This is a genomic window from Paenibacillus silagei (assembly GCF_017874735.1).
GTDB lineage: Bacteria > Bacillota > Bacilli > Paenibacillales > Paenibacillaceae > Paenibacillus_AQ > Paenibacillus_AQ silagei.
Window position 1 is genome coordinate 1 of sequence record NZ_JAGGLV010000040.1, and the last position, 16439, is coordinate 16439.

Sequence of the window (16439 nt, forward strand, 5' to 3'; positions counted from 1 at the left end):
TGAGGTCGCCTCATTTCGGTTTGGTTTGGTCGTACTTACCATTACCCGAAATGGCGGCCTTTTTTGTCCCTTTTTTTGGGAAATCAACACGCTTACATTTAGAACAAGCAACATGCCTTTTTTCATTTCGTCCCCTCCTTTTCATCCATTATAAACCATAGGCGATAGAGGCAGGAACTCATCATCTGGATCAGTTGAATCCGCCGTTGACGCGAATCGTCTGCCCGGTGATCCAGCGGGCCTTGTCACTGACAAGCAAGTCGATCACATTCGCAATATCCTCAGGCTCGCCAAGCCGTCCAAAAGCATTCATCCGCCGGAAGGAATCCACCAGCTCCTCAGATTTCCCGTTCAGGAATAACTCCGTCGATACTTGCCCAGGCGCGACGCAATTCACAACGATATCCTTCACTCCGAATTCCTTCGCTAACTGGCGGGTTAACTGCTCGACTGCCCCTTTGGTTGCAGCATAGACACTATAGGTTGGCAGCATTGCACCCGATACAGAGGTCGAGAAGTTGATAATTGTTCCGCCCCGCTCCATATGCTTCATCGCTTGCTGGCAGGCGAAATAAGTGCCTTTGACATTGACAGCAAATTGCCGGTCGAACATCTCCTCCGTTACGTCTGCGATAGGCACACATTCCATAACTCCGGCATTATTCACCAAAATATCGATGCGCCCGAATTGCCCGATTGTCTCCGAGAACAGTGCTTCGACCTCACTCACCTTGCTTACGTCACCTTGAATGGCTATCGCTTCCCCGCCAGATTCCTTAATGATTTGGACAACCTCGTCTGCTTTCCCAGGGTTAGATGAATAATTGACAGCCACTTTTATTCCTAACCCGGCCAGTTGAATGGCGATTTGTCTTCCAATACCCCGTGACGCACCTGTAACGATGGCTACTTTTCCGTTCAGACTCACTTAGACCACTCTCCTTAATCTCAATTAGGCCGAATGAATATCTGTTGACCTTATGGATTCATTGTAACGCAATCGAAGAGCATCCCGTTATAGCAGACCTGTTCTCTTCTTGCCTATTTCTCTTCTAATCGCTATGATTAACAGCAAACCCTACGTATATGTAAAAAGGAGATTTTTAACTTGAACGATTCATTGCGGACCGGGCAACTTTTACAGCAATTGGCTGCGCTAATCCTTCACCATGCTCCATCTGCAGGCACCTACCAGACGCATATTCCTTCCTTGCAGTTGATGCACGCCACGGATGTAGCAGAGCCGCTGGAGTCTGTCTATAAGCCGTCGATCTGTGTCGTTGCCCAAGGAGCCAAAGCAGCCACCCTGTCCAGCGAAACTTATCATTACGATCCTTCCACTTACCTGGTCACTTCGGTTGAACTGCCGATCAACGGGAGAATAACCGGAGCTTCGCCTGATCATCCGTTTCTGGGCATCAAGCTAAGCTTCGATCCTGGCACCATCCTGGACATTGTAAAAGAGATGGAGGACTCCACCCTTGTTGCGGGTGAAACATCTCTTGGCATCACCGTGGCCCGAACCTCTGAGCACTTACTCGAAGCTATTGTAAGGCTTATCAAGTTACTCGACGCGCCGCAGGATGTTCCTATTCTGGCCCCGCTCGTGATCCGCGAAATTCTGTATCGCGTTCTTCAGAGTGACCAAGGCGCACACCTGCATCAATTCGCCATCATCGGCAGCCATGCGCACCGGATTGCTCAAGCTATCCAAGTGATAACTAAGCAGTACGATCAATCCCTTGTCGTTGAACAGCTTGCAGAGTCCGTAAATATGAGCACCTCCGCCTTCCACAAGCACTTCAAGCGCGTCACCGCCATGAGCCCGCTGCAATACCAGAAGGTCATCCGCTTGCAGGCAGCCCGCCGCCTCATGCTGACCGAATCCCTCCAAGCCTCCGATGCCGCCTTCCGCGTAGGCTATGAGAGCCCCTCCCAATTCAGCCGCGAATACGCCCGGCAATATGGGAGACCTCCGGTGTCGGATGTTCAGGGGATTCTTGGGTTATCTAAGTAGCTAATTTCTTCAGACTTAGCTGTTCACGTAACGACATCCAGCTTTCCGTCACGGTTTGATGCGCTGTATCGATCACGATGTGGTCACGGTCCCAAGCCTCGTAATGTCTGTTCTTCACCTCACTCCAAGTGGGGAGGGTAAAGCCGGGAATATCCGTTGTACGAGTGGTAATTCGATGCTTGTGTGTACATTCGTCAGAACAGACCACTTCGATTTCGACAAACGGAATTGCTAGAGACTCTGCTACATTACGCCAAGCTTGGCGGGTATAGTGAATGGGATTGACCGTGTCCGCGATCACGTCCAGACCCAAAATGAGATTTTGCCTCGCTATCTCGTAACAAACGATGTAACCCTCTGGTCCATCAACCTTACCCCCGGCCACGCGCATAGCCTGTTCTACGACATCAACCCGAAGATACGGTGCCCGAAGTTCGCTTGCTAAAGCTGATGCTAATGTAGACTTACCGGTGCCCGGCAACCCGCCGAAAATATAAAGCATATGGATTTCCTCCTTCATGACAACCTGTTTACTGTTCTTTGCCTACTGTCTCTTTGAAAATGATGATACCTTAACTACCTTAGGCCCCGCAGGATGTAATCGTTTACACATCATAGCAGACTCTACCGGATTTAACGATGAAGTTTGATTTATTTTTTTGTATCTTTCCATCAAAAATGAGCCGACCTAATTTCTCAGGACGGCTCAAGATGAATTAACTTAATCGATAATATTTTCATATCAGCTTTAAATCAAAAATAATGTACAGTGACATTAAAATTGTTTGAATATCATTTCAATTGTTCTTGTTTTACTTCAACTTTTACTGCCTCTTTAAACCACTTTAAAATATCTTGTTCTTCATCTTTGGAGATAAGCTTTACACAAGTCAGATTTACTTTTGCTCTTGAACATGCAACATATATAAGTTTTTGGTTTTTATGTTTTTTCTTTTCGTTATCATCAGAAGAGCAAAAAATTGATTTAAAATCATAAGCATTCCAAAAATATTCATCTAACACAACTAATACATTATCAATACCCGACCCTTTTGTTTTATGCATCGTGATAAATTTAGTTTTCTCGTTCATATAATCATAATAATTAATAATTTCATTAAATTTTATTTTTTTTGAGAATAAATCAACATAAAAATTTTCCTTTAGTAAATTTCTCTCAAGTTCTTTAAATTCGTCTTCATCCCAATCACTGGTTGCCTTGCTCATTTTTGAATAAGTATTATTTCCCTTTTGATATAGAAACTTGAATTCTATATATTCTTCATTTTCTTTCAATTGACTCAAAAAAGTATCTTTTCTTCTCAAATACTCGGAAAATTTTTCACTTCTTTTTAAGAGTTTCGATTCAAAAGCTAATTCCAATGTATCCAAAGCACCTTTAGTTGACTCAAGAATTTTATTGAAATTTTTCTTTATTTCCACTTTATCTCTCACATACCTAACTGAATATCCATATTTTTTAATTTTAGAAAGTACATAGTTATAGTTATTCGATTTGTAAGCATTGCAGAGCTCAACAAGTTCAAGTAGCTGTAAGGATAATAAATGTTTATCAATAGTATCCTTTGGATCAAAATACCTTGCACTAAAAATATCATATAGATTTTCAAATCCAGCTTTTCCAGAAATAGATTTATTGGTCAACATGAGAATCCTAAAATCTTCTGGCCCTCTATTTGCTTCTTCCACTAATTTATTTAATACTTCCATATAATCATGTTTATGATCTATACTACTAAATGCATTAGGTTTGTTATCATATATGCCATAATAAAGCTTAACTGTTCCTTGTCTGTCATCTTTAGTTTCAAGTATATCGTCTTTATTCATCTTAAAAGCTACTTGCTGTTCTAAATCATCATTTCTCAACTGATTAATAAACTGAACAACCTGCTCTGAACATCTATAGTTATCTTCTTTAATAATTTTAATAATGGAACCTTCCTTAATGTAATTTTCAACATCACCAATACCATCTTCATAAATAGCCTGCATCGAATCCCCAAATAATCCTATAATTGTTTTCTTATAGGAAGGTAATAGTCTGAAAAATATTTCAATGATTTTTGGATTTGTATCTTGGTATTCATCAATAAATATAAAATCATACTTATCCTGTAGTATTCTCCCTAGTAAGTTATATTTCTTAAAAAGGCTATAAGCTATCTCAAGTAAGCCATCATGGCCATATGTAAGGTCTCTAAAATTATCAAAACTTGTTTCATTATATCTAATAATATTGCAATCTTTAGCCTCTATTTGTTCTAATATCAGGTTATTAAGAATATCAATTTCATTGTTTAAAATTTCGTTATAGTATTCCGGATTTTTATCGTATTCTCTTTTCCCCTCCATTTTACAGGCAGTACCTTTATTCACTGTATATAATCTAGATAAGTATTTAGAATGTTTTTTTTATAATGCTCGTGTTCCTCTTTCTTTTGTTGCTTATCATCTTGATAGTTTTCAATACCTTTTCGTTCTATTCTATTTAATTTGAAAATATCCATCATTATTTTTTGTATATTTTTTTTATAGTCCTTTGTTAGGTTATTTAAAAAAGAATGTATTGTACTAACTGTATATTGTTCCCCCACTCTTGATTTAATTTCATCAACTGCAAGGTTTGTATGTGTAATACATGCTATTTTTTTATCAGGATAATGTTCTGATATAAATTCTAGCAGTTGCTTTAATGTCTCTGTTTTACCACTTCCAGCACCACCTTGTAGTACAAAATTTTCATTCCTCTCGATACATACTTTAATTTTGTTAATTGGTGTTACTTTGCTATCCATGATAGGCCTCCTTTAATGTAAGAGGGAATAGTCCAATCAACTTCTTCATCAGTTAAAGCTAAATAAAGTATTGAGGAGGCAAAATCAGATTTTTTATCTAAAATAGCCTCCGTTAATTCATAAATATTTAAAATCTCATCTAGCTCTTCTTTCCTTTTTAACCCTTGCAACTCTGTTCTCTTCTTTTTTATTGTCTCTAGGTTACAATGTATAAATGCATCTTCAAAACTTCTTCCATGATAGGTCCCATCTAACTCCTGATAAGCTATATTTATGTTCTCACTGTGATTAGGCAATGTTTTATTCACTAATTTTTCAAGCCACGCTTTAAATTCGACTGTGTCTGGCCCCTCTGGTGCTTTTAAAAAATGTTTTAATGTATAATTACTAGTGTTCTGTGCTTTCGATACCTCACAGGCTGGATAAACAATTTTATTTTTATTATAACTTTTTTTCGTCGTGTCTATATCTGTAATTATTAGGGTTTTAATATTGAGAAAATCAATAAACTCATGAAATGATTTTGCATTTGCGCCCACTTCCAACACAGATATATTTTGTGAATTTAATGGGATGTATGATTTGTCCATTTTGATATTTTGCTCGTCAAATTTATTAATGAAATAAGGCAAAAGTATCTTTTCAGTAGTACCTTCAATAAAAATAATCTTGCTGGCAAAAAATAGTTCGGCTGATTGAATAGTTAAATATTGCTCTAAAAATTTAAAATCTTCTTTATCCTTATATCGTTTGCTCAATTCTATATAGAAATTTTTTATCTCAATGTTTTCTTCATCTTCTGTTTTAAGCAAATATCTAATATCTTTAAAATCACATTGTGATACGATATGGGATGAATGTGTAGTAATTACTGTTTGAAGATTGTTTATTTCTAATAGGATATTCTTAATTTTTCTTGCAAAGATATACTGCATTTGTGGGTGGGTATGCGCTTCTGGTTCTTCTATAAATAATAAGTTAATATCTTTTTTATCATTTATAAAAATTTCTTTTTTCATTTCTATTGTTAATAATAGATATAATATATTCATATATCCCAAACCATTTAAGTGTTCCGGTAAATGATTATTTTCGATACCATAAACTACTTGGGAAGAATTCTCAAGTAGTTCTTTGGATTGTAAGTTCGAAACCACCTGTAAATTTTGTAAATTCAAGAATTCTTTCGAGTTCTTTAAAAAAGCGGCGAAAAACTCACTGTAATTGAGATCAAGTTTACCATCCATTTCTATCATTAATTCATTTATTTTTGTAAAATCAGCGTTTGGATTTTTATTATTATTATTAAAAAATTTTGTTGTCAATATTGATAATGCTTTTTTGCTTTGTCTATTTTCTTCGGAACTAGAAACATCCCGTTTTGCATGTATAATTTGAAAGTTGATCAATTTTTTTATTGCTTTCAAGTCCTTCTTAATAAGTTTGTGTCTATTAATACTCTCTAGATCACTATAGTCTTCAAAAACATAAACTTCTTCTTCTAAGTAGTTATCTATATTTTTTGTTATGTATTTCTCTCTATCTTTCTCTCCGATAGTTGATAGATCCTTTAGAAGTCTAATTTTATTAATTGAGCATTCAAAAACTATTTTTACAGTATTCATATCTGGTTCCAAATCTAATATAAACTCAGAAATATTCTCTAGATCATCCTCTTCATCGTATTTAATTTCTAATATCATTTGAATTGATAATTCATTAATAGCAGTATTACTCTCGATTTTTTTTATTTTATCTCTAAGAGATAAAGAAAAATCGTTATAATTAAATCGAGTTTGTGTATAAAACTTTTCAAATAAACATAAAAATGAAGTCTTACCACTATTATTTCTTCCAATTAATAGTGATAAGTCATTTTTCATATCAATTGTTGTATCTTTTAACAGTCTGAAATTTTTCATATGTATCTTACTAATATGCATCAAGTCACCCCTCATTAAGAAAAATTTAGTATTTACTTCCTGGATAAAAATAAAGATCCATTTAAATATGTTCGACAAATATTTACAAATACCTGCTGGATATTCCAAATGAATTTCTACTAAAATATCTTAATCCACTCATTCATTCTTGGTGAATTAATTCCGTTTGCGGATCACATTCTTCTTTAATTCGAATACCGGAGCGAGCACAAAATTCAACTTTATTAGATGCTGCATGATCTAAAGCTACTATATCTTCGAACCAAGATTCAGGTGCCAAGCTGACATGATACCATACGATTAGCCTACTAAAAACATCTATAACCACGTATAAGTTAGGCTTGCCTAATGTAGGCTTACGGTCAAAGGAAATGCATCAACTTCATAAATTGCCCCTACACAGTACGCTCTCTCTAATGCATTGCCAACTAATGGTGAATATTCATCATTGTTCTTCGCTTACCTCGTATTATTACTTCACCTAGTGAAAATCAAAAGATCTCAGCCTTCTCTTTAGCTATCATCACATGAAAGAAAGAGAGGGACCACAAAACGTGAAATGTAATGGTAAAATAATGAAGACTTATATCAAATTACTATTGGGGGATTGACAATGAGCAAGGCTCAGTTGTGGGTTCGAAATATGTATAAAGGTGTAGGAGGCGGTGCCTATACCGGTGTAGGCGGCGGCATGTATACGGGTGTCGGGGGTGGTGCCTATACCGGCATTGGCGGTGGTATGTATAGGGGTGTCGGAGGTGGTGCCTATACCGGCGTTGGTGGCGGGTTGTACACAGGTATTGGAGGTGGTGCCTATTCTGGAGTAGGCGGAGGGCTGTATACGGGCGTTGGTGGTGGACTTTATACGGGCATTGGTGGTGGGCTTTACACAGGTCCCGGTGGTGGAATGTATACTGGTCCTGATTCAAATCCATATATGGCGATTCACCCACCCTGGCCTTTGTTTGTTGTTGAACTTCGAAAAATAGGTAAATTATCGGAAGCCGAAATAATTGCAAGGGCTTTGAGAAATATTGGCTGGAATATTTAATAGACCAAACAAATAAAGGTAAAAAATGAATACTTGGGGTCTTTGCACTGGCAAGTAGATAATTGAAAAAGTCAATTCGCAGCGACATTCCATTGGTGAGGTAATTTCAATTATTTCCCCGGCGCATTAATAAAGTCCCGATGATTTTTAAAATCATCGGGACTTTTATGTCGGTATATTTCTAGTGGATCTATTTAGCTTCAAGAACCCACTATTTTGTAAAGCCATTAACTTTAGTGTCTAAATACTTACATTAATGCCTATACACTAACTTTAATGCCACCAAACAAACCAAGTTACCCAATCCTATCCCCTACTCCACAGTAACACTCTTCGCAAGATTTCTTGGCTTATCGACATCATGACCCAGAGCCAGAGACGCATAGTACGCCAGCAACTGCAGGGTAACTACAGACAGCGCAGCGGTCAGCAGCGGCAGGGTCTGAGGGATCACGAATACCTGGTCAACGGAGCGGAGCAGGTCGTCTTTGTGCTCTTCGTGGGTGATAGCCATGACATGGGCGCCACGGGCCTTCACTTCTTTGATGTTGCTGACGGTCTTCTCCAACACGGATTCCAGGGTAGCCAGAGCGATGACAGGAACGCCTTCTTCGATCAGTGCCAGGGTACCATGCTTCAGTTCACCCGCAGCATAGGCTTCGGAGTGAATATAGGAGATTTCCTTGAGCTTCAGCGAGCCTTCCTGAGCTACAGCGTAATCCACGCCGCGGCCGATGAAGAACAGGTGCTTGTGCTCAGCGATTTGCTCAGCGTAGGCTTTGATCGCGTCTTTTTGACTCAGAATGACTTCTACTTGCTCCGGCAGAGACTGCATAGCGGCCAGAATCTTGGTAACCTCAGACTCAGACTGTGTGCCGCGTACTTCAGCCAGATACAGACCCAGCAAAGTGAATGCGATCAGCTGGGAAGTATACGCTTTGGTCGAGGCTACAGCGATCTCTGGACCAGCCAGCGTAACCAGTACACTGTCTGCTTCCCGGGCAATAGAGCTGCCTACTACGTTGGTGATCGCCAGCACATGGGCTCCGTTCGCTTGACCTTCACGAAGAGCAGCCAGTGTATCAGCAGTTTCACCCGATTGGCTGACTACAATAACCAGTGTCTCGGGAGTTACGATTGGCGAACGGTAACGGTATTCCGAAGCAATATCATTCTCTACAGGAATGCGTACCAGGGACTCAATCAGGTTACGTCCAACCAGACCGGCATTATATGCAGTACCGCAAGCTACCACCTGGATATTGCGGATGTTCTTGATTTGTTCTTCTGTCAGGTTAAGCTCAGGCAGAATGACTTTGTTGCCTTCCGCATTCATCCGTCCGCGCATGGTATCGCGGTATGCCTTTGGCTGCTCGTGGATTTCTTTCAGCATGAAGTGCTCATAACCGCCCTTTTCTGCGGTAACGGCATCCCAATCGACAGTAATCATTTCCCGAGAAATAAAGTTGCCTTCAATCGTCATCAGTTCGACAGCATCCCGTGTCAATACAGCCATTTCGCCGTCGTTCAGAATATATACGTTACGGGTGTATTCCAGCAGTGCAGGAATGTCGGACCCGATAAAGTTCTCGCCTTCTCCAAGACCGATGATCAGCGGGCTGGCTTGACGCACAGCTACCAGCTTATCCGGTTCATATTCCGTCAGTACACCCAGGGCAAACGCTCCGCGCATGTAAGAAATCGCCTGCTGTACAGCCTTAACGATATCTCCCTTGTACTCACGGGCAATCAGGTGGGAGATAACTTCTGTATCTGTCTCTGAGGTGAAGTGGCATCCTCCGGCAATCAGCTCTTCCTTGAGATCCAGGTAATTCTCGACAATCCCGTTGTGTACTACCGAGAATTTGTGACTGTTGTCAGTGTGAGGATGAGAGTTCTCATCGGACGGCTTGCCGTGTGTAGCCCAGCGGGTGTGGCCGATGCCGGCACTTCCTGTCAGTGGAGTCGCATCCAGACGGGATTCCAGGTTCGCCATACGTCCCTGTGCTTTTACCACCTGCAGACCATCCTTCGTGAATACGGCAATCCCTGCGGAATCGTACCCGCGATACTCCAGCTTCTTCAGACCCTCTACCAAGATCCCCTGCGAATTCTGATTACCAATATATCCTACAATACCACACATTATAATTTCCTCCGTCCAATTTATCGTAATTAGGCGCGCATGAGGAAAGAAACGTGCCGTGCGGCATGTTTTGAAGAAAAGCAAATATGATGTTGTCCATTACACCCAACATGATAACCTGTCAATTACATCGTTAGTCACGATTATGCACAGTCTTCTCCTCTGCCGTGGCAGAACCGTCTGCGTTCCTGCAAATGCGCATACCCATGATTTGTACATCTTTAAGTTAGCACCCACAAAAGCGTTGTGTGCAAGGTCGCCCTCGCATTTTCCGCTTCCATTTACGGCTCTGGTGCATCACCGGGAGGTCCCCGCCGAACATTTCGAACACCTCCACCTCGTCAGCTTACATCTGCCGTGATCCGTTCAGACCGTCCTGTACTGCTTACGCAGCCACCGGTCCTCCCTTCTCTCCCGCGCAAGATCAAGCTCTGGCGCTTGTGTTGCAATAACCTTACAATCCCCGCTTTCCTTCTGGAATGACACTTAGTCTATTATATGCACCTCAACACGTTTTTGCAACGATGTGGCGAAGAAAACCTTTTTCATCCATTTCATACTTTCTCCAAACAGCCATGACCACATTAATCATTCAGCCGGTGAAAGAATCGGATTGATCCATCCACCGGCTACCCGTTCCTGCTACTTCAGTGAGTGATTACACCAGCTCGCGCTGAACCACTTCAACAATCTGCCCTACAAAAAGATCCAGCTCCGCCTTGTCCGGCCCTTCGGCCATTACACGGATCAGCGGCTCGGTTCCCGAAGGACGCACCAGGACACGCCCGTTGTCGCCCAGCTTGCTTTCCACTTCTATGATCGCGGCCTCAATGGCCGGATTATTCGGATAATTGGTTTTGTCCTGCACGCGCACATTGACCAGCACCTGCGGGTACTTAGTCATCATGGACTTCAGTGTGCTTAGCTTTTTGCCGGAAGACTTCATGGTATTCACCAGTTGAATCGCAGTCAGAATTCCGTCACCTGTAGTATTATAATCCAGGAAAATCACATGGCCGGATTGTTCCCCGCCCAGATTATAGCCGCCGCGGCGCATCTCTTCCATCACATAACGGTCACCGACCGCAGTCTTCGCTGTATTCAAGGACAGCTTCTCTGTCGCCTTGTAGAACCCGATGTTACTCATTACTGTAGATACAATAGTGCCATCCTTCAGCTTCCCTGCACGGTTCATCGCATCCCCGCAAATACAGAGAATGAAGTCGCCGTCCACCTCGTCGCCATTCTCATCGATAGCAATCAGGCGGTCCGCATCCCCGTCAAAAGCAAGTCCCAGATCCGCACCATGGCGCAGCACCTCTGCACGCAGAGTCTCCGGGTGTGTGGAGCCGAAGCCGTCATTGATATTAAGCCCGTCCGGCTCTGCCCCAATGGCAATCACTTCCGCGCCCAGTTCCTTGAACAATCGCGGCGCCAGCTCATAGGCTGCGCCGTGTGCGCAGTCGAGCACCACCTTCGTGCCCTTGAAGCTCTGGTCGATGGTGGTCTTCAGATACTCCAGGTAGAGGTATTTCGCTTGATCATCCACCCGCAGCGTGCCCAGACCCGATCCTACCGGACGCGGCAGCTCATCCTGCTCGGTATCCATCAACTCCTCGATGCGCAGCTCCGTTTCGTCTGTCAGCTTGAAGCCGTCTCCGCCAAAGAACTTGATTCCGTTATCCTCCACCGGATTATGTGAAGCAGAGATCATCACTCCGGCATCCGCCTGGAGCAATCTTGTGATATAAGCAACAGCAGGTGTAGAGACTACACCCAGACGGATCACATCTGCCCCAATGGACAACAAACCCGCAATGAGTGAAGATTCCAGCATTGGACCCGAGATCCGTGTATCCATGCCGATGACCACTTTAGGCTTTTCCACATTTCCTGCCAGCACATATCCCCCGCAGCGTCCAATACTGTAGGCCATTTCTGCTGTTAATTCACGGTTAGCCACCCCGCGTACGCCATCTGTTCCGAAATACTTACCCATCTTTTTTTCTCCTTTAGAATACGCTGCTTCAGCTTAATAAATTATAGTATGAATGATTCGATAATTCGTGTATGTCAGGTGCATATAAATAGACTTTTACATGCCCGGAAGGTTACGTTCCGCCCGTACTGTCGGCATTATTGCCGCTTGCGGGCGGCGTTGGTTCAGCAGTCTCCGGCGGAATATGTGTCGGCGTCGGGGTCTCCTCTATAATCTCGGTGGTGTGCTCCGGGGTTGGCTCTACGAGCGTCTCGTCCCCGGATGCAGGCTCAGCACTGGGCTCCGGCGTAGGCGTCGGGATAGGGCTACTGTCCGGCACGGCAGTCGCGGCCGGAGCAGCAGGCGCTACCAGCTCCACCTTCGCAACAAGCTGCGAGGCGGCATTCTCCAGGGTAATGAACCGGGGGAGCGACACCTGCAGCGTAATATCGTAAACACCGGCCGTAAGCCCCACGACATCTGCAACCACACTGATGCTATCCTGGTCGAGCTGGTCCAGCAGTGTTGGCGCACCTGATAGGGTCAGATCCATAGTGGCGCTTCCAGGGTCTATGACACGGGCTGTCAGCCCGCTGCTGACGCCCTCCAGCTTAATGGGGATAGCAGAGAGGGTCCGCTGGGTAATCTCCGCCGCAGAGACCGCTACGGTCATTGCCGCAGGTTCAATCCTGCCTGTGCCCTCCGGCGGCTTAAGCTCCAGCTTCATCTGCTCAGTACCCGCATTCTTGATAGCGCTCAAATCCAGGACAGCCTCATACGAGGATAAGGTCTTAAGGGTCTCTGCACTGCCGTACACCGTTACCATATCCTGTTCAGGCGTTACCCTGGACAGCACTAGTGAACCAGGCAGACTGCCGGTGAAGCTGATGTCCAGCGGCAAGGTTTTGGACGGGAGGGTAACAGGCACTTCTACCGCTACTGTAGAGGGTTCAATGACCGCATCCTCCAGCTCATTCCCCTTACTGTCCAGAGCAAAGAGTTTCAGCCTCTTCTCACTAAAAGTCTCATTCTGCCCCTCCAGTTCCACCTTCCCCTGCACCTTCGCTACCCGTCCAAGATCACTTGCCGGAAGAGTAACCTCCACGGATACCGGGTCAATCACAGGACTGCCTACTTCATAGCCTGCTGCCGGCTCTCCCGTAATATTCAGCGAGACGGGAAAAGACTTCGTCGTCCGCGCCTCGATATGCACATTCACCTGATTCGGGACCATATCATCCAGGGTTACACCGCTTGGAGTTGAATACATCAGCGGAAGCGTGTTATCACCGGGCTTCACATCCTTCAGATCCAGCCATACCCGATAGGCATCGGAGAACTTGTAGGTCAGATCGGACTTCTTGCCTCTTACTTCCATCCTGACGCTGTCCACATCCTTGGTCAGTACATAATTCTCACTGTCGAAGCCTTCAATCTCCACTTTGACATTCTCAATCGTCTTCGATTCGGTATTAACCGTAGTCTGGTACGTTGGCGCTGTATCCACATGCACAATGGTCCACAGAATAATCCCCAGAGCCAGGGCAAGGATCTTGTTGAAGTTATTGTTCTTCATCCATTTATCCATTGTCTTTATTCCCCCTCCGTTTCCAGAAAGCGGAGCTCTTCTCCATCAGGGGCGAGCTGGTTGCGCTCAGCTCTTGGTGCAGCTTCGAGATCAGGGACTCTTCCTTGATATCCCGGACAATTTGTCCATTGATGGCCAGCGAGATCAGGCCGGTCTCCTCAGAGACGACCACAGACACCGAGTCTGCCACTTCACTGATACCGATTGCGGCCCGGTGCCGGGTTCCCAGCTCCTTGCTGATGAACGGATTCTCCGAGAGCGGCAGGTAACAGGCTGCCGCAGCGATCTGGCCTCCCTGCATAATCAGCGCTCCGTCATGCAGCGGCGTATTGGGGATGAAGATATTAATCAGCAGCTCGGAGCTGACCTCAGAGCGCATGGCGATCCCGGATTCCGTATATTCATTAAGCCCCGTGGCCCGTTCGAATACGATCAATGCCCCGATTTTGCGGACAGCCAGATAATTCACGGCTTTAATCACTTCACCGATTAATTTACTGATCTCCTCATCATTCTCCGCATTCCGCCCGAAGAACTTGCCCCGGCCGAGCTGTTCCAGCCCCCGCCGCAGCTCCGGCTGAAAAATAATAAAAATCGCGAGTATCCCAAAAGTAAACACCTGGTTCATCAGCCACCTCAGGGTATACAGATCCAGTAGAGTACTGCCGCCCCAGATGACGACCAGGACCATAATCCCCTTCAGCAGTTGAACCGCCCGCGTCCCGCGCACCATATTGAGCACTTTATAGATAATGTAGCTGACAATTAGAATATCAATTATATCTTTAATGGATTCTTTCCATGTAAGGTCGGTAAAGTAGCTCATGGCCGAAAACCCCCGTGATTTCAAATTAACTGGGTTTATGTAAATTGTCTGTTAAGCTTGAATCTTATTCTAGGTTATAACGTTACGCCTCCGGTTGCAAGTTTGGCGGCTGGTAAATTGATGAACCTGTCATTTCAGGCAACAAAAAAGCGCCATCTTTCCGGAAAAAGAGGCGCAAATGAGTTATCTGCTACAAGCGACCAACATTTAGCTATCGGTAGGCAACTTCAGAGAACATGTTCGTCACTTTATACCAGATCCAGCTTACGGCTTGGTCTATACTTTTGACTTGCCCGGAGATATGGGCGGTTGAAGCCTGATACAGCGAGCCGTCGATGACCGTTACGTTCCCGTTGACTTCCCCGTAGACTTGAGTCTTACCGTTCTCCACCGTCAGATCGCCGGAGATAATTTTGCCGGAGGGTACAATCACCGTATTCCCCTTGATCACAACCTGGTCGAGGTCTGCCCCTCTAACCACAAGCTGCCGATCCTGATTCCAAAAGGTTACGGAGCTCATCAGCATCACAAGAATGAACATAGACGCCGCCGTCAGGGCCGGATGTCGCTTGATCCAGGTGATGAAGGCTCTTTCCTTCTTGGGTTTCGGTAATGAATCCATAATCCGGCCAACCAAATCCTCCGAGGCCACAGGTGTCTGGTGCATCAGGGAAAACATCAGCATATCGGTCTGTTCCAGTTCTTTGAACCTCGCACGGCACTCCGTACAGGATAAAAGATGCTCCTTCAATTCCCTCTGCTGCAGGTCGGGCAAGTCGTCATCCAGGTAGTCGTGCATCATAGAGACGGCCAGTTTGCATTCCATAGGAGCCAATCCTTTCATACGTGCTAATTTAGTGCATAAGACTTGCTTAACTTACATACGTCCCTGCAATGCAGGAGTTTCATAAAAAATAATCTATTTTTACAATTTGGGTCCTAACTTCTTACGTAAAAACTCACGGCCACGATGCACCCGGGTCTTAATCGTCGTTACAGGCATATCCAGCACATCGCCGATCTCCTGAAGCGACAAATCCTGAAGATAGCGCAGAATCATAACCGACCTGTACTTCACGGGCAGGCTGTCGATGGCTTCATAGATGAGTCTCTGTGTCTCAGAGAGCAGCAACTCCGTCTCCGGGGTCACATTATCACTCGGAATCATCGAATACCCGTCAATCCCCTCCTGGTCGTTCATCTCGGCATCCAGGGAATAGGTCGGGCGACGCTTACGCAGCCGGTCAATGCAGAGGTTCGTGCCAATCCGGTAGATCCATGTCGAGAACTTCTGCTTATCATCATACCTGTCCAAATTTCTGTAGACGCGCAAAAAAGTCTCCTGAACAACATCCTCCGCCTCATGGCGGTTATTCAGCATACGGTAAGCCAAATGATAAATTTTGTCTTTATATAGTTCCACAAGCTCGGCAAATGCCCTTTGGTCACCCTTCAGGGCGAGCTTTGTCAGTCTGCCTTCCAGATTCTCCACCTGTTAACTCCCCCAGACTTGCCGCCCTTGGACTTTCAGCTCTTCGAAGACCACGGTACAAGCATTTAAATCGTAAATCATGTGCTTGCAAAAATCAAGGTTTGTATTGTTACCTTCTATATAATGTGCTGGAAAAGCTTGCTGCCGGGTTGCTGGCGGCTGATCGCTGGAGGAACCCCCTGGCCCCCCTGGCGGCTGATTAGTCGGGGGCTGCGCAGAACATTTGGACTTCCGGTCGCTGTTACCCGTCAGATTTCCTGATTGGAACCGCTAGCTGCGGTTGAAATCTGCCAATAAAGGCGAACGCTATCGCTCCTACAGTTCCAAAATTCTTCTCCGCCCCCTCCATCAGCCTGGGTTCCCCCCCACTGCTTTTCTTGTTGCCCAAAGTATATCTCAGGCAACAATGGGGTGGGGCATGGGCTCGGCCGGGTCTGCGACTCCCGGCCTCCCTGGAACGGCAAAAACCCCGTCCCTCCTCTTGGTAAGGGGGGAACAGGGTTGAAGAACAACGCATTCAAAATCTTAAAGCGGCTTCGCCGACTTTGAGTTCCAGACCTTAAAGCGGCTTCGCCGACT

General features: G+C 44.6%; 13 protein-coding genes. 2 read left to right on the forward strand and 11 right to left on the reverse strand.

Annotation, left to right across the window (positions count from 1 at the left end):
- Window positions 1-190: 190 nt before the first annotated feature.
- The gene (locus J2Z70_RS31890) at window positions 191-928 is read right to left on the reverse strand and encodes an SDR family oxidoreductase (protein WP_209879618.1); all 738 of its coding nucleotides are present in this window, start codon (window positions 926-928) and stop codon (window positions 191-193) included.
- Between the two features lie 180 nt (window positions 929-1108).
- Between J2Z70_RS31890 and J2Z70_RS31895 the strand changes: the two genes are divergently transcribed.
- Window positions 1109-2017: an AraC family transcriptional regulator gene (locus tag J2Z70_RS31895; RefSeq protein ID WP_209879621.1), complete on the forward strand. Its 909-nt coding sequence runs from the start codon at window positions 1109-1111 to the stop codon at window positions 2015-2017.
- Here J2Z70_RS31895 and J2Z70_RS31900 read toward each other — a convergent pair.
- The 4 genes from J2Z70_RS31900 to J2Z70_RS31915 form a co-directional block, all read right to left on the reverse strand.
- The gene (locus tag J2Z70_RS31900) at window positions 2010-2519 is read right to left on the reverse strand and encodes a P-loop nucleotide/nucleoside kinase family protein (RefSeq protein ID WP_209879623.1); all 510 of its coding nucleotides are present in this window, start codon (window positions 2517-2519) and stop codon (window positions 2010-2012) included. The genes J2Z70_RS31895 and J2Z70_RS31900 overlap by 8 nt on opposite strands.
- 290 nt (window positions 2520-2809) lie before the next feature.
- Window positions 2810-4417: a UvrD-helicase domain-containing protein gene (locus J2Z70_RS31905; protein WP_209879626.1), complete on the reverse strand. Its 1608-nt coding sequence runs from the start codon at window positions 4415-4417 to the stop codon at window positions 2810-2812.
- Entirely contained in the window at window positions 4414-4836 is a 423-nt protein-coding gene (locus J2Z70_RS31910) for a UvrD-helicase domain-containing protein (protein WP_209879628.1), read from the reverse strand. The genes J2Z70_RS31905 and J2Z70_RS31910 overlap by 4 nt, the downstream gene beginning before the upstream one ends.
- Window positions 4821-6794, reverse strand: a complete 1974-nt coding sequence (locus tag J2Z70_RS31915) for an ATP-dependent nuclease (protein ID WP_342593076.1) — start codon at window positions 6792-6794, stop codon at window positions 4821-4823. The genes J2Z70_RS31910 and J2Z70_RS31915 overlap by 16 nt, the downstream gene beginning before the upstream one ends.
- 598 nt (window positions 6795-7392) lie before the next feature.
- Here J2Z70_RS31915 and J2Z70_RS31920 point away from each other — a divergent pair.
- Window positions 7393-7830 (forward strand): hypothetical protein, encoded by a 438-nt coding sequence (locus J2Z70_RS31920; RefSeq protein ID WP_209879635.1) that lies wholly within the window; start codon window positions 7393-7395, stop codon window positions 7828-7830.
- Window positions 7831-8143: 313 nt separating this feature from the next.
- Here J2Z70_RS31920 and glmS read toward each other — a convergent pair whose 3' ends face one another.
- The 6 genes from glmS to sigW all read right to left on the reverse strand — a co-directional run bounded on the left by glmS (window position 8144) and on the right by sigW (window position 15860).
- A complete protein-coding gene (gene glmS, locus J2Z70_RS31925) occupies window positions 8144-9976 on the reverse strand; it encodes a glutamine--fructose-6-phosphate transaminase (isomerizing) (protein WP_036724505.1) in 1833 nt (610 codons plus the stop codon).
- Between the two features lie 658 nt (window positions 9977-10634).
- On the reverse strand, window positions 10635-11975 hold the full coding sequence (gene glmM, locus J2Z70_RS31930; RefSeq protein ID WP_209879636.1) for a phosphoglucosamine mutase: 1341 nt from the start codon (window positions 11973-11975) through the stop codon (window positions 10635-10637).
- Window positions 11976-12087: 112 nt separating this feature from the next.
- A complete protein-coding gene (locus J2Z70_RS31935) occupies window positions 12088-13542 on the reverse strand; it encodes a CdaR family protein (RefSeq protein ID WP_209879640.1) in 1455 nt (484 codons plus the stop codon).
- A complete protein-coding gene (gene cdaA / locus J2Z70_RS31940) occupies window positions 13535-14368 on the reverse strand; it encodes a diadenylate cyclase CdaA (RefSeq protein ID WP_036724507.1) in 834 nt (277 codons plus the stop codon). Before cdaA ends, J2Z70_RS31935 begins: the two co-directional genes overlap by 8 nt.
- 211 nt (window positions 14369-14579) lie before the next feature.
- A complete protein-coding gene (locus J2Z70_RS31945; protein WP_036724508.1) occupies window positions 14580-15194 on the reverse strand; it encodes an anti-sigma factor family protein in 615 nt (204 codons plus the stop codon).
- A gap of 99 nt (window positions 15195-15293) precedes the next feature.
- The gene (sigW, locus tag J2Z70_RS31950; RefSeq protein ID WP_036696241.1) at window positions 15294-15860 is read right to left on the reverse strand and encodes an RNA polymerase sigma factor SigW; all 567 of its coding nucleotides are present in this window, start codon (window positions 15858-15860) and stop codon (window positions 15294-15296) included.
- Window positions 15861-16439 lie beyond the last annotated feature (579 nt).